The organism is Pantoea osteomyelitidis, assembly GCF_044342975.1.
GTDB lineage: Bacteria > Pseudomonadota > Gammaproteobacteria > Enterobacterales > Enterobacteriaceae > Pantoea > Pantoea osteomyelitidis.
Genome location: NZ_JBGFSN010000004.1, coordinates 1,679,456 through 1,701,980 on the forward strand (window position 1 = coordinate 1,679,456; position 22,525 = coordinate 1,701,980).

At 57.3% G+C, this 22,525-nt stretch carries 20 protein-coding genes; 12 read left to right on the forward strand and 8 right to left on the reverse strand.

All coding sequences use genetic code 11. The features are described 5' to 3' along the window. Positions 1-56: 56 nt before the first annotated feature. On the forward strand, positions 57-902 hold the full coding sequence (gene nfo, locus ABU178_RS12955; RefSeq protein WP_397215424.1) for a deoxyribonuclease IV: 846 nt from the start codon (positions 57-59) through the stop codon (positions 900-902). Between the two features lie 202 nt (positions 903-1,104). On the opposite strand, the gene fruA is transcribed toward nfo, so the two are convergent. The 4 genes from fruA to ABU178_RS12975 all read right to left on the reverse strand — a co-directional run bounded on the left by fruA (position 1,105) and on the right by ABU178_RS12975 (position 5,411). Beyond that, positions 1,105-2,796: a PTS fructose transporter subunit IIBC gene (fruA, locus tag ABU178_RS12960; RefSeq protein ID WP_397215426.1), complete on the reverse strand. Its 1,692-nt coding sequence runs from the start codon at positions 2,794-2,796 to the stop codon at positions 1,105-1,107. Between the two features lie 16 nt (positions 2,797-2,812). Beyond that, positions 2,813-3,751 carry a 1-phosphofructokinase gene (gene fruK, locus ABU178_RS12965; RefSeq protein WP_397215428.1) on the reverse strand — a complete coding sequence of 313 codons (939 nt, stop codon included), beginning with the start codon at positions 3,749-3,751 and terminating at the stop codon, positions 2,813-2,815. Further along, positions 3,748-4,878, reverse strand: a complete 1,131-nt coding sequence (fruB, locus tag ABU178_RS12970; protein WP_397215429.1) for a fused PTS fructose transporter subunit IIA/HPr protein — start codon at positions 4,876-4,878, stop codon at positions 3,748-3,750. Before fruB ends, fruK begins: the two co-directional genes overlap by 4 nt. A 278-nt stretch (positions 4,879-5,156) precedes the next feature. Further along, the gene (locus ABU178_RS12975) at positions 5,157-5,411 is read right to left on the reverse strand and encodes a YkgJ family cysteine cluster protein (RefSeq protein WP_397215431.1); all 255 of its coding nucleotides are present in this window, start codon (positions 5,409-5,411) and stop codon (positions 5,157-5,159) included. A gap of 174 nt (positions 5,412-5,585) precedes the next feature. On the opposite strand from ABU178_RS12975, the gene yeiP reads away from it, so the two are divergent. The 9 genes from yeiP to yejF all read left to right on the forward strand — a co-directional run bounded on the left by yeiP (position 5,586) and on the right by yejF (position 16,465). Beyond that, the gene (gene yeiP, locus ABU178_RS12980; protein WP_397215433.1) at positions 5,586-6,158 is read left to right on the forward strand and encodes an elongation factor P-like protein YeiP; all 573 of its coding nucleotides are present in this window, start codon (positions 5,586-5,588) and stop codon (positions 6,156-6,158) included. Between the two features lie 107 nt (positions 6,159-6,265). Then, positions 6,266-7,243 carry a CobW family GTP-binding protein gene (locus ABU178_RS12985; RefSeq protein ID WP_397215435.1) on the forward strand — a complete coding sequence of 326 codons (978 nt, stop codon included), beginning with the start codon at positions 6,266-6,268 and terminating at the stop codon, positions 7,241-7,243. A 43-nt stretch (positions 7,244-7,286) separates the two neighbouring features. Continuing rightward, positions 7,287-7,994, forward strand: coding sequence for a phosphatase PAP2 family protein (locus ABU178_RS12990; RefSeq protein WP_397215437.1), 708 nt, complete (start codon positions 7,287-7,289; stop codon positions 7,992-7,994). Positions 7,995-8,511: 517 nt separating this feature from the next. Next, the gene (mepS, locus tag ABU178_RS12995; RefSeq protein ID WP_397215439.1) at positions 8,512-9,087 is read left to right on the forward strand and encodes a bifunctional murein DD-endopeptidase/murein LD-carboxypeptidase; all 576 of its coding nucleotides are present in this window, start codon (positions 8,512-8,514) and stop codon (positions 9,085-9,087) included. Positions 9,088-9,320: 233 nt separating this feature from the next. Beyond that, complete coding sequence (locus ABU178_RS13000; RefSeq protein WP_397215441.1) at positions 9,321-10,889, forward strand: cyclic di-GMP phosphodiesterase; 1,569 nt, start codon at positions 9,321-9,323, stop codon at positions 10,887-10,889. A gap of 53 nt (positions 10,890-10,942) precedes the next feature. Then, positions 10,943-12,751, forward strand: coding sequence for an extracellular solute-binding protein (locus ABU178_RS13005; protein ID WP_397215443.1), 1,809 nt, complete (start codon positions 10,943-10,945; stop codon positions 12,749-12,751). A gap of 10 nt (positions 12,752-12,761) precedes the next feature. Further along, positions 12,762-13,850 (forward strand): microcin C ABC transporter permease YejB, encoded by a 1,089-nt coding sequence (locus tag ABU178_RS13010; RefSeq protein WP_397215446.1) that lies wholly within the window; start codon positions 12,762-12,764, stop codon positions 13,848-13,850. Next, positions 13,850-14,872: a microcin C ABC transporter permease gene (locus ABU178_RS13015; RefSeq protein WP_397215448.1), complete on the forward strand. Its 1,023-nt coding sequence runs from the start codon at positions 13,850-13,852 to the stop codon at positions 14,870-14,872. The genes ABU178_RS13010 and ABU178_RS13015 overlap by 1 nt, the downstream gene beginning before the upstream one ends. Beyond that, positions 14,873-16,465 (forward strand): microcin C ABC transporter ATP-binding protein YejF, encoded by a 1,593-nt coding sequence (gene yejF / locus ABU178_RS13020; protein ID WP_397215450.1) that lies wholly within the window; start codon positions 14,873-14,875, stop codon positions 16,463-16,465. A gap of 1 nt (position 16,466) precedes the next feature. Here the strand turns inward: yejF and ABU178_RS13025 are convergent, their stop codons facing one another. The 3 genes from ABU178_RS13025 to rsuA form a co-directional block, all read right to left on the reverse strand. Continuing rightward, positions 16,467-16,793: a hypothetical protein gene (locus tag ABU178_RS13025; protein WP_397215802.1), complete on the reverse strand. Its 327-nt coding sequence runs from the start codon at positions 16,791-16,793 to the stop codon at positions 16,467-16,469. A gap of 316 nt (positions 16,794-17,109) precedes the next feature. Beyond that, complete coding sequence (locus ABU178_RS13030) at positions 17,110-18,306, reverse strand: Bcr/CflA family multidrug efflux MFS transporter (protein WP_397215451.1); 1,197 nt, start codon at positions 18,304-18,306, stop codon at positions 17,110-17,112. Positions 18,307-18,322: 16 nt separating this feature from the next. Further along, positions 18,323-19,045, reverse strand: a complete 723-nt coding sequence (rsuA, locus tag ABU178_RS13035) for a 16S rRNA pseudouridine(516) synthase RsuA (protein ID WP_397215453.1) — start codon at positions 19,043-19,045, stop codon at positions 18,323-18,325. 166 nt (positions 19,046-19,211) lie between these two features. On the opposite strand from rsuA, the gene ABU178_RS13040 reads away from it, so the two are divergent. Beyond that, complete coding sequence (locus ABU178_RS13040; protein ID WP_397215455.1) at positions 19,212-20,966, forward strand: DEAD/DEAH box helicase; 1,755 nt, start codon at positions 19,212-19,214, stop codon at positions 20,964-20,966. A 132-nt stretch (positions 20,967-21,098) separates the two neighbouring features. Then, on the forward strand, positions 21,099-21,383 hold the full coding sequence (gene rplY / locus ABU178_RS13045; protein ID WP_397215457.1) for a 50S ribosomal protein L25: 285 nt from the start codon (positions 21,099-21,101) through the stop codon (positions 21,381-21,383). Between the two features lie 57 nt (positions 21,384-21,440). Here the strand turns inward: rplY and yejK are convergent, their stop codons facing one another. Continuing rightward, positions 21,441-22,448, reverse strand: coding sequence for a nucleoid-associated protein YejK (gene yejK, locus ABU178_RS13050; RefSeq protein ID WP_397215459.1), 1,008 nt, complete (start codon positions 22,446-22,448; stop codon positions 21,441-21,443). Positions 22,449-22,525 lie beyond the last annotated feature (77 nt).

Here is a 22,525-nt window from a genome sequence, read left to right on the forward strand (position 1 = left end):
AGAGGCATCGAGTATGATGCACGGCTTGCATTCAGGCCACGATCAGGAGAACCGGCATGAAATATATCGGCGCACATGTCAGCGCGTCGGGCGGCGTAGAGCAGGCGGTTATTCGCGCCCACGAATTGGAAGCCACCGCGTTTGCCCTGTTTACCAAAAATCAACGTCAGTGGCGCGCCGCCCCGCTCTCTGCTGAAACCATCACGGCATTTCGTAACGCTTGTGAAAAATATGGCTACGGTCCGCAGCAGATTCTGCCGCACGACAGCTTTTTGATTAATCTCGGCCACCCGGAGATGGAGCCGCTGGAGAAATCGCGCAACGCCTTTATTGATGAGTTACAGCGCGCCGACCAGCTCGGCCTGACGCTGCTGAATTTCCACCCCGGCAGCCATCTGAAACAGATTGATGAAGAGACCTGCCTGAAGCGCATCGCCGAATCGGTGAATGTGGCGCTGGATAAAACTCAAAACGTCACTGCCGTAATCGAAAATACCGCCGGTCAGGGCAGCAACCTTGGCTTCCGCTTTGAGCATCTCGCCACCATCATTGAGCATGTGGAAGATAAGTCGCGCGTCGGCGTCTGCATCGATACCTGCCACACTTTTGCTGGCGGCTACGATCTGCGTACCGAAGCGGACTGCGAAGCGACCTTCGCTGAATTTGAGCGGGTAGTGGGTTTCGACTATCTTCGCGGCGTGCATCTTAACGATGCGAAAAGTACGCTGGGCAGCCGCGTTGACCGCCATCACAGCCTGGGCGAAGGCAACATCGGCAAAACGGTGTTCAGCTGGATGATGAAAGATGGCCGCTTCGACAACATTCCGATGATTCTGGAAACCATCGATCCGGATCGCTGGAAAGATGAAATCGCCTGGCTGAAGTCGCAGCAGGTTGCCTGAGGGTAAAACAAATAAGGGAGCCAATGGCTCCCTTTTAAATGCCTGATAAGGTGCCTGCGCAGGTAACGCAGGCAGATCGTAAAGACGCAAAAAACGTCATCCCTGGCGCGGGACGCTTTACTCCTCTGCCTGCGTTCCCTGCGCCTTACGTTTATCAGCCGTATGCAAGAAAACCGTCGCTCCCTTTTGATATCCGGCGATATCAGGCTTTCGCCAATTCGTCTTCCGGCCGTTTCAGGATCGCATAGCTGAACCCGGCCAGCGCGGTGCCAATCACAATCGCCAGCAGATAACCCAGCACCGGAGTGATAGCGCCAGGGATCAGCAGCACGAACAGACCGCCGTGCGGCGCCATGAGTTTCGCGCCAATCGCCATCGAGATCGCGCCGGTCACCGCCCCGCCCACGATACAGCAGGGCAGCACGCGCATCGGGTCACGGGCGGCAAAAGGAATCGCCCCTTCGGAGATAAAGCACAGGCCCAGCACCAGCGCTGCCTTGCCCCCTTCCTGCTGACCTTTATTAAACTTACGGCGCGCGACCAGCGTCGCCACACCCATCGCCAGCGGCGGCACCATACCGGCGGCCATAATCGCCGCCATCGGCGCATAGGTTTGCGAACTCAGCAGCCCCACGCCAAAGGCATAGGCTACCTTGTTCACCGGCCCGCCCATATCGGTACACATCATGCCGCCAAGAATCGCCCCCAGCAGCACCGCATTCGCGGTTCCCATATTGCTCAGCCAGTGCGTCAGGCCGTTCATAATGCCCGCAACCGGTTTGCCCACCACGTAGATCATCAGCAGACCGGTGATCAGGCTGGCAATCAGCGGAATAATCAAAATCGGCTTCAGCGCTTCCATACTTTGCGGCAGCTTCAGTCGACTACTGATCAACTTCGCCGCATAACCGGCAATGAAACCGGCAATAATGCCGCCGAGGAACCCGGCGTTAATGCTGGTGGCGATCATGCCGCCAATCAGGCCTGGGGTCAGGCCGGGACGATCGGCGATAGAGAAGGCGATAAAGCCCGCCAGCACCGGCACCATCAGGGCGAAGGCGCTGCCGCCGCCAATTTGCATCAGCGCAGCGGCCAGCGTGCCCTGCTCTTTAAACGCGGTGATACCGAAGGCGAAGGAGAGCGCAATGCTCAGACCGCCCGCCACCACCATTGGCAGCATGTAGGAAACACCGGTCAGCAGGTGACGATAAGCGCCGGCGCTCTCTTTTTTCTCTTCGTGACCGCCTGACGCCTGCGCACCCGAGGGCTGGAAGATTTTGGCTTCGGCCACCGCTTTATCCAGCTCCTGCGCGGTTTTCTTCAGCGCCAGGCCGGTAGAGGTGCGATACATCGGCTTACCGGCGAATTTCGCCAGATCCACTTCGATGTCTGCCGCCACGATCACCAGATCCGCTGCCGCCACCTCCTCCGGAGTAATGGCGTTACCGGCGCCCACAGAGCCGCGGGTTTCCACCTTCACCCACCAGCCGCGTTTGGTCGCTTCCGACTGGATAGCTTCGGCGGCCATAAAGGTATGCGCCACGCCGGTCGGGCAGGCGGTGATCGCCACAATGCGTTTCTGGCTGTTGGCCGGCGCGGTTGACGACACCGCGACCGGCGCGGTGGCCTGCCAGGGTTTCGCTTCCACTTTGGCGCGATTAAGGAAATTTTCCGGGTTGCGCACCGCCTCCTGGATATCGCCCAGCCAGAGCGCTTTACCGTTCAGCGCCGCATCGTCAGGAACATTGCTCCCGGCGACGATAACCAGATCGGCGGCGTCAGGATTGTCGATCAGCGTCAGTCCGGCTTTCTCTGCCGCCGCAACCATGCGCTGTTTTGCCATATAACCGGAGGCCAGCCCCAGTGAAGGATCGATCTTCAGCAGCGTTTTCATTATACCTCTCCTGCTGTCAGTTAACGGGTTGTAAGTCGACGCGCGCCATCATCGCGGCCAACTGGGTACGATCGGTAATGCCGACGTTGCTCTGGCTGACTGCCAGGGCTGCCACCGCCGTGGCGAGACGCAGCGTATGCTCACTTGATTCACGCATCAGCAGGCCGTAAATCAGGCCGCCGACCATGGAGTCGCCAGCACCCACGGTACTGACCACTTCACAGGCGGGCGGTTTGGCAAGCCATTCGCCGGAAGCGTTCACCCAGAGCGCGCCTTCCGCGCCGAGGGAGATCACCACATGGGCGATGCCCTGCTCGCGCAGCTCATGCGCCGCGCCAATCACATCGTTTAAAGCAGGTAATTTACGCCCCGCCCATATCTCCAGCTCGCGGCGATTTGGTTTCACCAGCCAGGGCGCCGCTTTCAGACCGGCGACCAGCGCTTCGCGGCTGCTGTCGAAAATAATGCAGGGACACTGGCTGCGCAGATCGCTCATCCAGCGGGTAAAGGCGTCCGGATCGACGCCAGCCGGCAGGCTGCCGCTGACGCAGACCATATCGAACTGTCCCAGCCAGGTAAGCGAGTCGTTGGTAAAGCGCTCCCAGTCCTGCGGGGTGACGTCGAAGCCGGAGAAGTTAAGATCGGTCACATCGCCGCTTTTCTCGGTCAGCTTGACGTTAATGCGCGTACGGCCCGGCACCACCTGAAAACGGTTGGCAATGCCCAGCTCGCTGAACAGCTGCTGAAAGCCATCCTGATTCTCTTTGCCGAGGAAGCCGCCAACGGTGACGTCGATGCCAAGATCTTTCAGCACTTTAGCGACGTTGATCCCTTTGCCCGCCGCGTGCAGGCCGGTGGTTTTCACCAGGTTGACCTCGCCGCGTTCGATTTCCGGCGTAAAGCCCACCAGGTCGTAAGCCGGATTCAGGGTAATCGTAGCAACGCGTCTGCTCATGCTGCCCCCTCGCCGAGGCCGCTGTTAATCGCCTCTTCAATGGCGCTCAGCGCCTGTGGCGCATCTTCGCCGCTGGCGGTAAAGCGCAGGCGATGGCCTTTTTTCACCCCCAGCGCCACTACCTTCATCAGGCTGCGGCCATTGGCCGGTTTGCCGCTGCCGTCCAGATTGGTCACGGTAATGTCGCTGTTGAACTGTTTGATCACGCTGACCAGCGCGGTACCCGGACGGGCGTGCAGCCCGTGTTCGTTGCGGATAGTGAATTCTGCGGTCAGCACGTCAGCCTGTTCATCCACCTCGCTGGTCAGCAGCGCCAGCACGCCAGCCGCATCCGCCTTCAGCAGGCGATTCGCCTTTTGCTTCAGCAGCAGATCGCTGAGGTAGCCGAGCACCTCCAGCGGACGGTCATCTGCCGCCGCCACGGTAATCAGCATGTTCACCGCTTCCCCTTGATGCTCGAAGGCGTTCGCCGCGCGGCTTACCGCTACGGCGCTGTTCAGGTTGCCCTGCTGGCTGTCGCTCAGCCAGATGCCCTGTCCCAGGCTGAGCGGACTTGCAGAGATTACGCTGGCGACGAAGCTGGCGTCGACCGCGCCCGCCGTTTGCAGGCGACCGGCGTTCAGCGCCTGCAGCGTCATCAGATCGCTGGCGGCCACGTCGACAGCAATCAGCGAGGTATCAAATTTAAATTCAGCCGATTGTTTTTCACCCATCAGCAGCGCACGCAGCTCTTCCGCCGACGCGCTTTTTAACTGCTCTGCCACGCTGTCGTCGCTGAGTACATGAGTCAGCTGGCGCAGCAGCGCCAGATGCTCATCCGATTTCGCGGCGATGCCGATCGCCACCCAGGCCGTTTGATCTTCGCCCCAGGCAATGCCCTGCGGGAACTGGAAAACCTGGACGCCGGTTTTCAGGACCAGATCGCGGGTATCGGTAGTGCCGTGGGGAATGGCGATGCCGTTGCCTAAAAAAGTGGAAGTTTGTTGTTCGCGCGCCAACATGCCCTCGACGTAGCCTTCGCTAACGTTACCGGCTGCGGTGAGCGCAGCGGCAATTTTGCGAATGGCCTCTTCTTTGTTATGGGCGTCGGCGCCGGTATGAATGGCTTGCAGATCGAGCTGGAACATATTTCTCCTCGCTTGCTGAAAGTGAATCGTTTCAGCCTGATGGCGAAAAAAGACGTTGTCGCACGGCAATAAAGTTGATGCGGACAACGCTGAAACGTTTCAAGAATTCTGGTACAGCGCGATTCGGCAGGCAAGAAAATGCGCAAACCACGTAGCAGATATTTGATGTTCCGCACACTTCAGAGAAGATTTAAGAATTTGCCAGAGTGCTGCTGAATAGTCTGCTGTAAAGAAAGCGAAAAACAGGCGGGCGTATCAGCAGTGGTTCAGCGGGATAATCAGGGCGCGGTTTCCGCTTCCAGCAGCAGCAGGTAAATCATCGCCTCGTTGCGTGTGTTTCCGCACATCTCTGCCGAAGGTTGCAGCCCCGCGCAGACCGCCGGTCGCAGCGGCGACCTAAACAGTTTGCAGCGCAGCGTCTCATCAAGCTGGATGCAGGGCGTATTGGCTGGCTTGCCGTTGGGCATACCCGGAATGGGCGAGGAGATAGAGGGGGCCGTGCAGCAAGCGCCGCACTGGCTTCGGCACAACATATTGCGCTCCTGAGGAGGGATTCGTCGGCGACAATAGCAGCCCCACTGCGGGAATGCCATGCTTCTCTTTATCTTCCCCGGCGTCGCTCGCAAAATTTCCTGCGGCGCGTCTTGCCTGTTTTACGCCGCGCGAGTAACGTTGCGCGCACTGTTTATGACTGAGCGAGAAAAGCTATGCCAAAAGCGAATGAAATCAAACGTGGGATGGCCGTTACCTGGAACGGTAAACTGCTGATGGTAAAAGATATTGATATTCAAAGCCCCAGCGCGCGCGGCGCCGCCACGCTGTACAAGATGCGCTTCACGGACGTGCGCACCGGATTAAAAGTAGAAGAGCGTTTCAAAGGCGACGATATTCTGGACGCCATCTCTCTGAGCCGCCGTGCTGTGACCTTCTCTTATGTAGACGGTGACGAATACGTGTTTATGGACGACGAAGATTACACCCCCTACAGCTTTAAAAAAGAGCAGATTGAAGATGAACTGCTGTTTATTCCCGAAGGCGGCATTCCCGGCATTCAGGTGCTGACGATGGATGGCCAGGTGCTGGCGCTGGAGCTGCCGCAAACGGTGGACATGGAAATTACCGACACCGCGCCGGGCATCAAGGGCGCTTCCGCCAGCGCACGTACCAAGCCTGCCGGCATGAGTACCGGTCTCGTGGTGCAAGTGCCGGAATATCTCAGCAACGGCGACCGCATTCGCATTCATATTCCAGAACGTCGCTATATGAGCCGCGCCGACTGATTCCTGTTGCGTCAGCCAATATTGTTATAATATAACAGTCACTTTCTCAGCAGCGTTGGGCCGCGGTCTCTCCCACGCTGCGCCATTTGATGATCAGGAGGCGAACGGTGACAAAGGTTAATTTAATCACCGGCTTTCTCGGCAGCGGTAAAACCACTACCCTGCTCCATCTGTTAACCCACAAGCCTGAAAACGAAAAATGGGCGGTGCTGGTTAATGAGTTCGGCGAAATCGGCATTGACGGCGCGTTGCTGGCTGAAGGCGGCGCAATCCTGAAAGAGATCCCTGGCGGCTGCATGTGCTGCGTTAACGGACTGCCGATGCAGGTGGGTCTGAACATGCTGCTGAAACAGGCGAAACCGGATCGGCTGCTGATTGAACCCACCGGCCTTGGCCATCCGCGACAGCTGCTGACGATGCTGACTTCCCCGGTTTATGAACCCTGGCTGACGCTGAACGCCACGCTGACACTGCTCGATCCGCGACAGCTGAGCGAGGCGCGCGTGGTGGAGAATGAAAATTTTCGCGATCAGCTGACGGCGGCGGACATTATCATCGCCAATAAGCGCGATCGCTGGAACGAGCAGGATAAAGCGCACCTCGCCGAATGGGCGCAGGCGCAGGCGGGCGAACGCCAGCTGATCGTCACCGAACATGGCAAAATCGACCCGGCGCTGCTGGATACGCCACGCGGCCCGGCGCGCGAACTGCCGCAGGCGCAGCATCATCACGCCCCTGCCGCCCCTGTATCAGGGCTGGCTGCGCTGAAGCTTGAAGGTCAGGCTCGCTGGCGGCGAGCCATGAATCAGGGTCAGGGCTACTACGCCTGCGGCTGGATTTTCGATCAGGAGACGGTCTTTGACACCATCGGGCTGCTGGAGTGGGCGCGGCTGGCCCCGGTTGAGCGGGTGAAAGGCGTGCTGCGTATTGCGGAAGGCGTGGTGAGCATTAATCGTCAGGGCATGGATTTGCAGATTGAAACGCGCCAGTCGATGCCGCCAGATAGCCGGATAGAGATGATTCATAGCAGCCAGGCTGACTGGAACAGTTTACAGAGCACATTGTTGAAGCTTCGTTTAAGCTGACCAGGGTAGGTTTTGCCGTTATTTTTTACACTGAGTCGAAAAGATGCGTGCAACTCGTCTGGTAACTATTCTTCTGCTGAATGCGCTGGGTATCGCCCTGTTTTTTTCCTGGTTTCTGCCTCCGCAGCATGGCTTCTGGTTTGCGCTGGATAAAGCGATCTTTTTTGGCTTTAACGATCGTATGGTGAATCATCCCGCCTTCGCCATGCTGGTGGCGATCACCAATTTTCGCGGTTTCGATCTGGTGTCGCTGCTGGCGATGGGCCTGCTCTGGCTCTGGTTCTGGCGTCGTGAAACGCCGCCGGGTCGCCGCCGTCTGCTGGCGATTGGCATCACCATGCTGCTGACCGCCGTCATCCTCAACCAGCTCGGCCACCTGCTGCCGGTTCAGCATGCCAGCCCAACGCTTTATTTTAAAAACGTTCACCGCGTCAGCGAATTAACCGGAATTCCGGCCAAAGACGCTTCCAGCGACAGCTTTCCGGGCGATCACGGCATGATGCTGATTATCTTCGCCTGCTTTATATGGCGCTATTTTGGCTTCCGCGCCTTTCTCGTCGCCGCAGCCATCGTGGTGATCTTCGCGCTGCCGCGCGTGATGGCTGGCGCGCACTGGTTTACCGATATCGCGGTGGGTTCGCTGTCGGTGGTGCTGGTGGGATTAAGCTGGTGGCTGCTGACGCCCGCAAGCGACAAATTGGTAAATTGGTTTTATCGCGCCCTGCCGGGCAAGCATAAACCTCAGGTCTGAATGTTTAGCGCGGGCGACATCGCTGAAAAAAGAGCGACGCCCGCGCTAATAAATACATATTATTTATTATTAGCCTGCTAATTAAAATCTCTGATAAAAGAAAACATTATGGATAAAATCTCTTCGGAATAAGCGCACTTAGCCATCGTCCAGTGGAAAATCTCTGAAAATCTCTCCTATGCCGCGAATTACCCCCTTTATTTACCCTTATTCTCGCCTTTATTTACTCATAATTGTCGATAAAGTAACCAGCGTGTTAAAGGCTGATTTCACATCGCAAAAACCTATAAGAATTTTCATAAAACCCCTCGCCACGGGGCTTTTTATCAGTTAACCTCAGTCGCAGTGAGGCAAGGCATAGCAGAAAATAAGGTTTTTTCGCAGATGAAATGTGTTCAGTAACACATTTTATTAATTAAGGAATTGTCTTAGGCTGATTTGCTTATTAATCTCATTCCGTTTTGTCATCTGGCTGGCGACAATTATGTCGTAAGGACTTCGAAGGAAAACACCCATAATGGTCAAATCTCAACCAATTCTGAGATATATATGGCGGATTGTGCCCGCAGTTGCGTTAGCCACACTCTTGTCAGCATGTAGCGGTACTCATAACGGTCAGAATGCGAAAAACGAGAATCATGAAGTTAACAACCAGAATGGTTTTTTACTTCAGGCGTCTCAGGATGAATTCGAACAGATGGTGCGGAATGTGGATATCAAATCCCGCATCATGGAGCAGTACGACGACTGGAAAGGCGTGCGTTATCGCCTGGGCGGCACCACGAAACGTGGTATTGACTGCTCTGCCTTTGTTCAGCGTACTTTTCGTGAGCAGTTCGGTTTAGATCTTCCCCGTTCCACCTGGGAACAGCGCGATACCGGTAAAGAAGTCTCCCGCAGTAAATTGCGTCCCGGCGATCTGGTATTATTCCGCGCCGGTTCAACCGGTCGGCACGTCGGCATTTATCTCGGTAATGATAATTTCGTACATGCCTCTACCAGCAGCGGCGTCATGATTTCAAATTTGAATGACAGCTACTGGAAAACGCGTTATCGCGAAGCCCGCCGCGTATTAGCCCGTAACCCCAGCTAAAAAACGTCGCCTTCGGACGTTCTCTCAGCCAGAGAAAAAAGAGACGCTGCCATCGCAGCGTTTTTTTTATTTTACTTAAAGCTTCTTTTCCCCTCCTCTCTTCTGAAAAGCGATTGCGAATCATAATAATATCGAGACATTCCCCCGGATCTCGTTATATTCTCGTTTCCTTACGCCAGAGAGCAGTTGTACGCAGTTTAATAATAAAAAGGCAAGACAGGAGAATGCACTCCATGCCACTGTCCGGGACGCTGATGCGTCATGCAACTTATCCGCGCCGTATCGCCTGGAGCAGCGCGATCGCCGGTATCGTGTTCTTTGTATTGTTCGTCTCACTGGTATTGTTGCTGACCTGGCACAAGCGGGTACGTCAGCATGACGAGCTGGCCAGCTACAGCCAGCAGGATTTACGCCAGGTGCTGAGCACGCTGGCGAAGACCCTTAACCCGTTACTGCAATATACCCGGTTCGACTGCGAGCAAATTGGCCGTGAGCTGACCACGCGCGCCGCTTTTGCCGGTAATATCCGGGCGATTCTGCTGGTGCGTGACGGCAACGCCTATTGCTCCTCCGCCACCGGTTCTTTTCTGCTGCCGGTCGATACTATCTCTTCTGAAATCGATCTCGATCGTGATAACGATTTTCGTCTGCTAAACGGCACGCCGCTTCAGCCCAATAAACCGGCGCTGGCGCTGTGGCTGAAAACCGCTGGCGAAACGCAAACCGGCGTGCTGGCCAGCATGAATCTGGCGCTGACGCCTTATCAACTGCTGGCGTCTTATCATTCGGAAATTACCGGCATGGCGGTGGTGACGCAGGATTATGCGATGGTAAGCTGGCAGTCCGGCCTGGTCAGAACGCGCGACCTGCCCGCCGCCGCGCTGACACGCATCGCGCTGCCCGATTATCCGCTGCAGTTCGTGCTCTATGGCACCACGCTGACCGCCCGCGACTACATTGGCACTACGCTTAGCGGCCTGCTGTTTGCCATGCTGGTCAGCGCAGGCTGCTGGCTGATGTTGACGCTCGCTGTGCGTCCGGGCAAAGAGATTATCCAGGGCATCAGGCGCGGCGAATTTCACGTGGAGTATCAGCCGCAGATCACCACGCTGAATAGTCAGCCTTATGGCCTGGAAGCGCTGTTGCGCTGGAATCATCCCACTAAGGGCGCGATTCCGCCAGATGCGTTTATCAGCTATGCCGAAGCGCAAAACCTGATTATTCCCCTGACGCGTCATTTGTTTCAGCTGGTAGCGCGCGATGCGCACCAATTGCGCCAGCATGTGCCGCAGGGCACGCGCATGGGGCTTAACCTTTCGCCTCTCCATCTCGCCTCTGACGATTTCCGTCGCGACGTGATGCAGTGGATCAGCACCATGCCGCAGGGGCACTTTAACTACATATTTGAAATTACCGAGCGCACCATGGTGCGCGATAAAAATGCCGGCGAGGTTTTCGCCTGGCTGCACAAAAACGAGATTAAAATTGCCATCGACGATTTCGGCACCGGTCACAGCGCGCTGATCTATCTGGAAAAATATCCGTTCGACTACCTGAAAATCGATCGCGGCTTCGTACAGAGCATCGGCACGGAAACCGTGACCTCGCCGGTACTGGATGCGGTTCTCCATCTGGCGAGAAAGCTGAATCTGAAAACCGTGGCCGAGGGAGTGGAAACCGGCGATCAGGCGAGCTGGCTGGTCAGCCGCGGCGTGACCCATCTGCAGGGTTATCTGTTCAGCCGACCGCTGAAGCCGGAAAAGCTGATCGATTACTATCGTCAGCGGGCGGTTACCCTGTAACCGCGCTACTGCTACCATAGGATGCAGATCATTATCAGGAGAGTGTCACGCTTATGCTGCTGCGCATTGCGACCGCTTTACTGCTTTGTGGCCTGATTGCGCCACTGCGTGCGGAGATCATCAACGAGAGTCAGGTCTTTTCCAAACTCGGCGTGCCGAAATATGCGACGGGTTTTATCCACTACGATTACGCTAATCCGGCCGCGCCAAAGGGCGGCAAAATGACGCTGGCGGTAGTGGGCACCTATGACAACTTCAACCGTTTCGCCTCGCGCGGCAACCCTGGCGCGGCGACAGATACCCTTTACGACGCCCTTTTCGCCACCTCTGATGATGAGCCAGGCAGCTACTATCCGCTGATTGCCGCATCGGCGCGTTATCCTGATGACTATCGCTGGATGGAAGTGACCCTCAATCCGCAGGCGCGCTTTCAGGACGGCTCGCCGGTTACCGCCAATGACGTCGCCTTCACCTTTAAAAAATTTATGGCCGAAGGGGTGCCGCAGTTCCGCGTGGCGTTTAAGGGCGTCGAGGTGAGCGCGCTGAACCCCATGACGGCGCGCATTACCCTGCCGAAAGCGGATAAGGATTTGATTCTCAGCTGGCTGACGCTGCCGGTGCTGCCGGAAAAATTCTGGCAAGATAAACCTTTTAACGAGCCGCTTGGCTACCCGCCGCTATCGGGCGGCCCGTATCGCATCACCGCCTGGAAGGTCGGGCAGTTTATCGAGTACAGCCGGGTAAAAAATTACTGGGCGGCCAGCCTGCCGGTAAACCGCGGCCGGTTTAACGTTGATACGCTGCGCTACGACTACTATCTCGATGATAACGTCGCCTTTGAAGCCTTTAAGGCAGGCGCTTTCGATCTGCGCGAAGAGTCGTCGGCGAAAAAGTGGGCGACGCAGTATCGTGGCCGCCGCTTCGACGACGGTGAAATTGTCAAAGAGGTGACGCCCAATAACGTCGCGACCGATACGCGCTGGCTCGCCTTTAATAATGAAAAGCCGCTGTTTGCCGACCGACGCGTGCGCGAAGCCCTGACGCTGGCCTTTGATTTTGAATGGATGAACAAAGCACTGTTTTATGGCGCCTGGAAACGTACGCAAAGCTATTTCCAGAACACCGACTACGCCGCGCAGGGCGTGCCGGACGCGGCTCAGCGCGCGCTGCTCGCCCCCTTCCGCGCCCAACTGCCGCCCGCGCTGTTTACCCAAGCTTTTACGCCGCCCCACTCTGACGGCAGCGGCTACGATCGGGCAAACCTGCTGCACGCGCTGGCGCTGCTGAAAGAAGCAGGATGGACGATCAAAGATCAGCAGCTGGTCAACAGCAAAACCGGCCAGCCTTTCCGCTTTGAGCTGCTGCTGCGCGGCGGCACCAGCAACGAGTGGGCGCTGCCCTTCCAGCACAGTCTGGCGCGTCTGGGCATCAGCGTCACGCTGCGCCAGGTCGATAATTCACAGTATCTGCGCCGCCTGCGCCAGGGAGATTACGATATGGTACTCGCCAACTACTACGCGATGCCCTGGCCCTCCACCTCATTGCAGTATGTCTGGCAATCTGATTTTATTGAGTCCACCTGGAATACCGCGCGGGTGAAAGATCCCATTGTCGATGATTTCGTTAAGCAGATCGTGGCGCGCCAGGGCGATCAACAGGCGCTGCTGCCGCTGGGCCAGGCGCTGGATCGCATCCTGCTGTGGAATTACTACATGATCCCGCTCTGGTATAACGCGGAGCAGCGGCTGGCATACCGGGACAAATTTTCCCATCCCGCCATCAAGCCTGCGTTCAGTACCGGGCTGGAAAACTGGTGGTACGATGCTAACAAAGCCGCGCGTCTGCCGGCTGAGCGACGTTAAGGAGAGTGGTTTGGGTGCCTATTTTCTACGCAGGCTGCTGCTGGTTATTCCTACCCTCTGGGCGATAATCACGCTCAATTTTTTTATCGTGCAGATAGCACCAGGCGGCCCGGTGGATCAGGCGCTGGCGAACATTCAGTTCGGTCAGACCAGCGGCATCCCCGGCAGCAGCAATGCCGCAGCGGGGCGCGCCAACCTGAATGGCGGCAACCCCGGCGACAGCCAGTATCGCGGCGCGCGCGGGCTTGATCCCGAAGTCATCAAGGAGATTACCCGACGTTACGGCTTCGATAAGCCGCTCTGGCAGCGCTACGTTGAGATGCTGTGGAACTATATCCGCTTCGACTTCGGCGACAGTTTGTTTCGCAGCGCCTCGGTGATCCAGCTCATCAAAGAGAGTTTGCCGGTCTCCATAAGCCTTGGCCTGTGGAGCACGTTGATTATTTATCTGGTCTCTATCCCGCTGGGGATCAAAAAAGCGGTGCGCAACGGCAGCGCTTTTGACGTCTGGAGCAGTACCTTTATCATTGTCGGCTACTCTGTTCCGGCGTTTTTGTTTGGCATCATGCTGATTGTGCTGTTCGCGGGCGGCAGCTATCTCGACTGGTTCCCGCTGCGCGGGCTGACCTCGCCGCAGTTCGACACCCTACCCTGGTACGGCAAAGCGTTGGATTATCTCTGGCACATTACCCTGCCGGTGCTGGCTACGGTGATTGGCGGCTTCGCCACCCTGACGATGCTGACGAAAAACGCCTTTCTCGATGAGGTGCGCAAACAGTATGTGGTCACCGCGCGCGCCAAAGGACTGGATGAGCGACGTATCCTTTATCATCACGTGTTTCGTAACGCCATGCTGCTGGTGATTGCCGGTTTCCCCGCCACCTTTATCAGTATGTTTTTTACCAGCTCGGTATTGATAGAAGTCATGTTCTCGCTGAACGGTCTGGGCCTGCTGGGCTATGACGCCACTATCCAGCGCGACTATCCGGTGATGTTCGGCACGCTCTATATCTTCACACTGATCGGCCTGCTGATGAATATCCTCAGCGATCTCACCTATACGCTGGTCGATCCGCGTATCGATTTCGAGGGCCGCTGATGCGTTTATCTCCCGTCAACCAGGCGCGCTGGCAGCGCTTTCGTTATAACCGGCGTGGCTACTGGTCGCTCTGGATCTTCCTGATTATCTTTCTGCTCTCGCTTTGCGCCGAACTGCTGGCGAATGACAAGCCGCTGCTGGTGCATTATCAGCAGCGCTGGTACGTGCCGCTGTTGATCAACTACAGCGAGAGCGACTACGGCGGCCCGCTGGCGACCGCTGCCGATTATCAGGATCCCTGGCTGAAACAGCGTATCGCGCAGCATGGCTGGGCGCTCTGGGCGCCGATTCGCTTCAGCGACAGCACCATTAACTTTGCCACCGAGGTACCGTTTCCCTCACCGCCCTCGCGGCAAAACTGGCTGGGGACCGATGCCAACGGCGGCGACGTGCTGGCGCGCCTGCTGTACGGCACGCGCATCTCGCTGCTGTTTGGCCTGCTGCTGACGCTGTTTTCCAGCGTGACGGGAATTGTGGTAGGCGCGGTGCAGGGCTATTTCGGCGGCAAAACTGATCTGATCGGCCAGCGGATCATCGAGGTGTGGTCCGGCATGCCGTCGCTGTTTCTGCTGATTCTGCTCTCCAGCGTAATCCAGCCCGGCTTCTGGTGGCTGCTGCTGGTCACGGTGGTGTTTGGCTGGATGAGCCTGGTCAGCGTGGTGCGCGCCGAGTTTCTGCGCACGCGTAACTTCGACTATATCCGCGCCGCGCAGGCGCTGGGGGTAAGCGACACGCGTATTATGCTGCGCCATATGCTGCCCAACGCCATGGTAGCCACCCTGACCTTTCTGCCATTTATCCTGTGCGGTTCAATTACTACCCTTACCTCGCTTGATTTTCTCGGCTTTGGTCTGCCGGTGGGATCCCCCTCGCTGGGTGAACTGCTGTTGCAGGGCAAAAATAATTTACAGGCGCCCTGGCTTGGCCTCTCCGGCTTTTTTGCGCTGGCGATCCTGCTGTCGCTGCTGATTTTTATTGGCGAAGCGGTGCGCGACGCCTTCGATCCCGCTAAAGGAGTCTGAATGACGCAGCCGCTGCTTTCCGTCAATCATCTCGCCATCGCCTTTCATCAGGGCGCGCAGCAGCGCCGGGTGGTCAACGATATTTCGCTGCGTATTGAGGCGGGTCAAACCCTGGCGCTGGTGGGTGAATCAGGATCCGGCAAGAGCATTACCGCGCTGTCGGTGATGCGTTTACTGCCCTCACCGCCGGTGGTTTATCCCGGCGGGGAGATCCTGTTTAACGGTCAGGATCTGCTGCGCGCCAGCGAGCGTACGCTGCGCGGCGTGCGCGGCAACCAGATCGCGATGATTTTTCAGGAGCCGATGGTGTCGCTCAATCCGTTGCATAACGTAGAAAAGCAGCTGTATGAGGTTTTATCGCTGCATCGCGGCATGCGGCGCGAAGCGGCGCGCGGTGAAATGCTCAGCTGTCTTGATCGGGTGGGTATCCGTCAGCCCGCATCGCGCCTGAACGATTTCCCCCATCAACTCTCCGGCGGCGAACGCCAGCGCGTGATGATCGCCATGGCGCTCCTGACGCAGCCAAAACTGCTGATCGCCGATGAGCCGACCACCGCCCTCGACGTGACGGTGCAGGCGCAGATCCTGAAACTGCTGCGCGAACTACAGCGCGAAATGAATATGGGGATGCTATTCATCACCCATAACCTGAATATTGTGCGTCAGCTGGCCGACGAGGTGACCGTGATGCGTCACGGCGAAGCGGTAGAGCATAATCGCTGCCAGCCGCTCTTCACTGCGCCACAGCATCCTTACACGCGCGAGCTGTTGCAGGCGGAACCCGAGGGCACACCTCAGCCGGTGGATGATAAGGTGGCGCCGCTGTTGCAGGTGAACAGCCTGTCGGTGGCCTTCCCGGTGCGTCGCGGCCTGCTAAAGCGCACCGTGGCGGAACATCATGCGCTGCGCGCCCTGAGCTTCAGCCTGCGGCCGGGGGAGAGTCTCGGCCTGGTAGGCGAATCGGGATCGGGCAAAAGCACCGCCGGTCTGGCGCTGCTGCGGCTTATCGCCTCGAAAGGGGAAATCTGGTTCGACAATCAGCCGCTGCATCAGCTGAACCGCCAGCAGATGCTGCCACTGCGTAAACGTATCCAGGTAGTGTTTCAGGATCCCAACTCTTCGCTGAATCCGCGCATGACGGTCGCGCAGATTATTGCCGAAGGTTTGCAGGTACACCGCCCTCTGCTTAGCGCCACGCAGCAGGAAGAAAAAGTGATCGCGGTGATGGAGGAAGTGGGACTGGAGGCGGCGAGCCGGCATCGCTATCCGGCAGAGTTTTCCGGCGGTCAGCGCCAGCGTATCGCCATTGCCCGCGCGCTGATCCTGGAACCTGAGCTGATGATTCTGGATGAGCCGACCTCATCGCTGGATCGCTCGGTGCAGAAGCAGATCCTGACGCTGCTGCGTCGCCTGCAACAGCAGCACCGGCTTGCTTACCTGTTTATCAGTCACGATTTGCAGGTGGTGCGCGCGCTCTGTCATCAACTGGTGGTGCTGCGTCAGGGCGAAGTGGTGGAACAGGGCGCGTGCGAAGCGCTGTTTGCCGCCCCACAGCAGGATTACACCCGGCAGTTGCTGGCCCTCTCGCGCTAAGCTACAGCCCGTTAAAGTTTTCCGCGATAGCCACGCCGCGATTTTTCAGGCAGCAATTGGTGGCGCTCTCATCGCTGAGCTGGATGAACAGACAGGGCTGCCCTTCACACTCGGCGATACGGCAATCTACCTGTATTTCCGCCAGCGTTTCCTGCAGCTGGCGCAGGATTTCCCACGCCGGATGACCGTCATGACTTAACAGACGCAGCGCGATAAGATCCTGTTCATTAGCAACATCACCCGCCTTATGCGCTTCGATTGCGCCCTGGTTTTCTACAGACCAGCGATAGCGCTGCGGCAGGCGATGCACAACGGAAAGTTGCGGCATATTCAAAACAAGAACCCCCAGAGACGATAACTTTATTCACGACGAAGGGCATCTGTGCGGAGCCTGAAAAAAGAGACGTCAAGGCTTGCCTTCTCATTTTTGAAACCGTGCTAAGCGGTAAAATTATTATTTGCGAGTGGACTCGCATTTTATTGCTATATGTACCGCGTTCACGTTCGGTTAACAATCATTTTAGACGCAATGTGGTTACTTTTTCATAAATTAATTTTCACATAGTGGAAACATTAAGTTTGAGCAAGGGGATGTCGGGCAGGGTAAGGAATATCTGAAGGGCGAACAGATGTTCGCCCCTGGGTCAGGCGGTTTTTTTGCGAGGTCGTGAGGCGTAGTAAAAAAGTAATAGCGAGAGCGTGGCGCAGAGCGCAATGGTGCCGACCATTGGCCAGGCGCTGTTAAAACTCACCAGCGACAGCAGCGCGCCCACCAGCGCGCCGACGCCGAAGCGCAGCGTACCCGCCAGTGAAGAGGCGGTGCCGGCCATGTGTGGGAATTCATCCAGCACCACCGCCATCGCGTTTGAAGAGACCATCGACACGCAGCCGATAAACATCGCCACGCCAAACACCAGCGGCAGAAAGCCCAAATCGAACGCGCTTACCGTCAGCAGCCACAGCCCGGTACAAAACTGGATAACCAGTCCGCAGCGGAACATCGCCAGCGGCCCGAAACGCCGAACCGAGCGGCTGTTAATCAGCGTCATCACAAACAGAAACACCACGTTCAGGCCGAAGTAGTAACCGAAGTTTTGCGGCGAAATATGGTTGAGTTCGATATAGACAAAGGGACCGGCGTTCAGAAAGGTGAACAATCCGGCAAAGGAGAAGCCGCTCGCCAGCATGTAGCTAAAGACGCGACGATGGCGAAACAGCGCAACAAAGTTACCGAGCATGGTGCGCAGGTGGAAAGGCTGGCGTTTTTCCGGCGGCAGGGTTTCACGGATCTGCGTCACCACCAGTACGGTCGTAACCACGGCAGCCAGCGACAGCGCCCAGAAGATAGCGTGCCAGTTCCACAGCAGCAGCAGCCAGCCGCCAAGGATAGGTGCCATCAGCGGCGCAATGGTGGTGATCAGCATCACAAAGGACATCATGCGCGAAAACTCCTCTTTGGAGTAGCTGTCACGCATCAGCGCATTGATCACCACGCTGGCGGCGGCGGCGGAGAGACCGTGCAGGAAGCGCATCAGAATCAGCTGATCGATGGTTTGCGCCAGGGCGCAGGAGGCGGCGGCCAGGGCAAAGATCAGAGTGCCGAGCAGGATCACCGGCTTCCGGCCATAGCTGTCCGCCAGCGGGCCATAAATCAGCTGGCCGAGGGCAAATCCCAGAATATAAAGGTTGAGCGTCATCTGAACGCTGCCCGCCGACACGGCGAATTCCCTGGCGATCTGCGGCAGCGCCGGCAGATACATGTCGATGGAAAGCGGCATCAACATGGCCAGTAGGCCGAGAATAATCACCAATCCTGTGGAAGAATTTTTTTCCTTGCGCACCGCTCTCTGCTCCTGCTTATTTAAGTTGTTTTATCTCATCGGGCAAACCAATGCTGGCGATTTCCTCGTCCGTCAGCGGACGGTATTCGCCTGGTGCCAGCTCGGCGTCCAGCGCGATGCTGCCAATCGCCTCGCGATGCAGCGCCACCACATGATTGCCCGCTGCGGCAAACATCCGCTTCACCTGGTGATAGCGCCCTTCGCTGATGGTGAGCAGCACCTCATGAGGCGTAACGATCTCCAGCACTGCCGGTTTGGTCAGGTTTTTTTCGCCGTGCAGCTGTATGCCAGCGGTAAATTGCGCCGCCACGTCATCCGCGATCGGCGATTCCAGCGTGACGCGGTAGGTTTTGTCGCAGTGGTGACGCGGCGAAGTGATACGGTGCGACCACTGACCATCATCGGTCATCAGCACCAGGCCGGTGGTATCGATATCCAGCCGCCCTGCCGCGTGCAGCTTCCATGCCATCGGCTCTTCGATAAAATAGAGGATGGTGGGATGATCGGGATCGTCGGTGGAACAGACATAGCCCTGCGGCTTGTTCAGCATAAAGTAGCGCGGCCCGCTCTGCATTTGCAGCAGATTCCCTTCATATTCCACCTCATGCTCCGGCAGAAGTTTAAAAGAGCCTTCGCGTACCACTTCACCGTTTACCGTGACTTTTTTTGCGCGCAGTTCGCGTGCGGCAATGGCACGGCTGATTTCCAGTTGCTGAGATAAGAATTTGTCGAGTCGCATTAATTCGCTTTGCCTGTTGCTACGAAGGGAAACTAAAACGGTGTTTTTAACCGTTAAAAAAGTGCGCGCAGTATAGCCTGAAGTCAGCAGCGCTAACAGTGCCGATCCTGCGGTTGCCGCGCTTTCATGGCATAATGGAGGCTGGTTTACAGAAAAGTAGAGATCCATGTCGTTTACCCTGCGTCCCTATCAACAGGAAGCGGTGGATGCCACTATCGCGCATTTCCGCCGTCACGCTGAACCTGCCGTTATTGTGCTGCCGACCGGCGCCGGTAAAAGTCTGGTGATCGCCGAACTGGCGCGGCTGGCGCGCGGTCGGGTGCTGGTGCTGGCGCATGTCAAAGAGCTGGTGGCGCAGAACCATGCCAAATATCAGGCGTATGGTCTGGAAGCGGACATTTTCGCCGCGGGCCTGCAACGCAAAGAGAGCCAGCGCAAGGTGGTGTTCGGCAGCGTGCAGTCGGTAGCGCGCAATCTGGCGCTGTTCGACAGCGCCTTTTCGCTGGTGATCGTTGATGAATGTCACCGTATCGGCGACGATCAGGCGAGTCAGTACCAGCAGATTTTTAATCATCTGCGCCAGCACAATCCGCAGCTGCGCCTGCTCGGCCTGACCGCTACCCCTTTTCGGCTCGGCAAAGGCTGGATTTACCGTTTTCATTATCACGGCATGGTGCGCGGCGACGAAAACGCGCTGTTTCGCGACTGTATCTATGAGCTGCCGCTGCGCTACATGATCAAGCATGGCTTTCTGGTGCCGCCTGAGCGGCTTGATATGCCGATCGTGCAGTATGATTTCAGCCGTCTCACTGCTCAGGCCAGCGGCCTGTTCAGCGAAGCGGATCTGAATCGCGAGCTGAAACAGCAGCAACGCGTCACGCCGCAAATTATCCGCCAGATTGTGGAGTTCGCCGAAGAGCGCCGGGGCGTGATGATTTTCGCCTCTACCGTAGAGCACGCGCGCGAAATTTTGTCGCTGCTGCCCGCGCAGAGCGCGCTGGTCTCCGCCGAAACGGCGGCCAAAGATCGTGACCGGCTGATTGCGGAATTTAAGGCGCAGCAGCTGAAGTTTCTGGTGAACGTCGCGGTGCTGACCACCGGGTTCGATGCGCCCCATGTGGATCTGATCGCGATTCTGCGCCCCACCGAGTCGGTCAGCCTTTATCAGCAGATCGTCGGACGCGGCCTGCGTCTGGCGCCGGGAAAAACCCACTGTTTGATCCTCGATTACGCCGGCAACCCGCACGATATCTTTACCCCGGAAGTGGGTGCGCCAAAAGGGGCGAGCGACAACCAGCCGGTGCAGGTGTTCTGCCCCGCCTGCGGTTTCGCCAACACCTTCTGGGGCAAAGCCACCGCTGACGGCATGGTGATTGAACATTTTGGCCGCCGCTGTCAGGGCGTGCTGGAAAATGATGAAGGCGAGCGCAGCCAGTGCGATTTTCGCTTTCGTTTTAAAAGCTGTCCCGACTGCGGCGCAGAGAACGATATCGCCGCCCGGCGCTGCCACCAGTGCGACAAAATACTGGTCGACCCCGACGATATGCTGAAAGCGGCGCTGAAGCTGAAAGATGCGCTGGTGCTGCGCTGCGGCGGCATGGAGCTGGCGCAGGGGCGCGACGAAAAAGGGGAATGGCTGAAGGCAACCTATTTCGATGAGGACGGCACCAGCGTCAGCGAGCGCTTCCGGCTACAGACCCCGGCCCAGCGCAAAGCCTTCGAGCAGCTTTTTATGCGCCCGCATCAGCGCGCGCCCGGCGTGCCGCTCGGCTGGCAGTGCGCGGCGGATATCATTGCCCTGCAGCCGCTGCTGCGCCATCCCGATTTCGTGGTGGCGCGCGCCAAAGGCCAGTTCTGGCAGGTACGCGAGAAGCTTTTCGACTATCAGGGACGCTTTCGCCGCGCCAACGAGCTGCGTTAAACGGCGGAATTATTTGTACGTGCAAGGCAATGTCGCTATAATGCCGCCCGCTTTTGCCTTCGCAAAAGCCTTGTTGAATAACCTGTCTGTTGCTGGGTCGCCTGTAACAGACGTCATAAAAGAGACATTACGATGTTCACTATCAATGCAGTAGAACGTAAAGAGCAGGGTAAGGGTGCGAGCCGCCGCCTGCGCACAGCGAACAAATTCCCGGCCATCATCTATGGTGGTTCAGAAGCCGCTGTTGCCATCGAACTGGATCACGACTCTGTGATGAACATGCAGGTTAAGCCTGAGTTCTACACCGACGTGCTGACTCTGGTTGTCGACGGTAAAGAAACCAAAGTAAAAGTGCAGGCTGTACAGCGTCACCCGTTCAAGCCGAAACTGCACCACATCGACTTCGTTCGCGCTTAATCGCGTAACGGGTTGAAAAAAAACGCCGCATCTGCGGCGTTTTTTTATGGGCGCGATTCAGCTTCCGCCGCCGGTGCGACGCTGTAACTGATCGCGCAGGTTGGGCGGCGTGCCTTTGATGGTCAGCGTATCGGTCGCGGCATCCCAAAAGATGCGTTCGCCCAGCAGCATGGCATCGAAATTGAGCGTCAGTCCCCCGCCGCTGCCGGTAAATTTTGTCAGCTGACGCAAGGTGCCACGATCCGCCGGAAAGTGTTCCTCCAGCTCGTAGCCCTGCTCCTGAGTGAAAGACTGGAAGCTTTTCTCCCCCAGCGGCGGCAGCTCTTTCGACAAATCTTCCAGCGCAATTTCTTCACCCGACTGCAGCTGCTCGTTGCAGTAGCTGTAGACCTGCTGGCGATAATTCTGGCGCTCGTTTTTATCGAGATTCGACTCGCTGCAGTAGTCATCCACCGCTTGCAGCAGGCCGCGGTTTTGCGCTTTGGTGTCGAGCCCCACGCTGGCACCGAGGAAATCCATAAAGAAATCCGCCACCTTGCGCCCTACCCGTCCGCGCAGGAAGGTGAGATAGCGCGTGGATTCCGGATTGGTTTCCCATTCGGTCAGATCGATGCGCGCCACGATATCGGCATGATTGATATCCAGATAGTGGGTGCTGCTGATATCCAGCTCTTCGTTAACACGCATGCTCGACTGGCTGCTGAGCACCGCCACCAGCAGATACTCTACCGCCAGATAACGATAGTGAACAAACAGCACCACGCCGCCTTCGGCAAAGGGATATTTCGCCAGCTCATCGCGCAGGCGACCGGTCGCCGCGCGGCTGAAGGCGAGAAAATCATCCTCCCCTTTGCGGCAGTTGCGCAGCGCGTCCGCCAGTTCGCTCTCCGCATTGAACAGGCCGTAGGCTTTGCTTTTCGCGCTGTAGACGCGGTGCAACTCCTCCACCATCGCCTCGACGGTGGCATTGGCTGGCAGCAGCGAGTCGCGCAGCACCAGCTCAAGATTGTTTTCATCGCGTTTGATTAACTGATGCAGGGCAATCTGGTCGATATCCAGACTCATGGTAGACTCTCCTTTAGGCTCAGGCGCGTATTCAAACACCGCCCGCAGCCGCTTTCAACTCCATGCGCATTTTGCGC

Bases quoted from the DNA above. Each gene is read 5' to 3' on its own strand.
- fruA (WP_397215426.1), bottom strand. From the start codon at position 2,796: ATGAAAACGCTGCTGAAGATCGATCCTTCACTGGGGCTGGCCTCCGGT.
- yeiP (WP_397215433.1), top strand. From the start codon at position 5,586: ATGCCAAAAGCGAATGAAATCAAACGTGGGATGGCCGTTACCTGGAAC.
- ABU178_RS13015 (WP_397215448.1), top strand. From the start codon at position 13,850: ATGCGTTTATCTCCCGTCAACCAGGCGCGCTGGCAGCGCTTTCGTTAT.
- mepS (WP_397215439.1), top strand. From the start codon at position 8,512: ATGGTCAAATCTCAACCAATTCTGAGATATATATGGCGGATTGTGCCC.
- ABU178_RS13025 (WP_397215802.1), bottom strand. From the start codon at position 16,793: ATGCCGCAACTTTCCGTTGTGCATCGCCTGCCGCAGCGCTATCGCTGG.
- ABU178_RS13000 (WP_397215441.1), top strand. From the start codon at position 9,321: ATGCCACTGTCCGGGACGCTGATGCGTCATGCAACTTATCCGCGCCGT.
- ABU178_RS12990 (WP_397215437.1), top strand. From the start codon at position 7,287: ATGCGTGCAACTCGTCTGGTAACTATTCTTCTGCTGAATGCGCTGGGT.
- yejF (WP_397215450.1), top strand. From the start codon at position 14,873: ATGACGCAGCCGCTGCTTTCCGTCAATCATCTCGCCATCGCCTTTCAT.
- yejK (WP_397215459.1), bottom strand. From the start codon at position 22,448: ATGAGTCTGGATATCGACCAGATTGCCCTGCATCAGTTAATCAAACGC.
- ABU178_RS12975 (WP_397215431.1), bottom strand. From the start codon at position 5,411: ATGTTGTGCCGAAGCCAGTGCGGCGCTTGCTGCACGGCCCCCTCTATC.
- nfo (WP_397215424.1), top strand. From the start codon at position 57: ATGAAATATATCGGCGCACATGTCAGCGCGTCGGGCGGCGTAGAGCAG.
- fruK (WP_397215428.1), bottom strand. From the start codon at position 3,751: ATGAGCAGACGCGTTGCTACGATTACCCTGAATCCGGCTTACGACCTG.
- rsuA (WP_397215453.1), bottom strand. From the start codon at position 19,045: ATGCGACTCGACAAATTCTTATCTCAGCAACTGGAAATCAGCCGTGCC.
- ABU178_RS13005 (WP_397215443.1), top strand. From the start codon at position 10,943: ATGCTGCTGCGCATTGCGACCGCTTTACTGCTTTGTGGCCTGATTGCG.
- rplY (WP_397215457.1), top strand. From the start codon at position 21,099: ATGTTCACTATCAATGCAGTAGAACGTAAAGAGCAGGGTAAGGGTGCG.
- ABU178_RS13040 (WP_397215455.1), top strand. From the start codon at position 19,212: ATGTCGTTTACCCTGCGTCCCTATCAACAGGAAGCGGTGGATGCCACT.
- fruB (WP_397215429.1), bottom strand. From the start codon at position 4,878: ATGTTCCAGCTCGATCTGCAAGCCATTCATACCGGCGCCGACGCCCAT.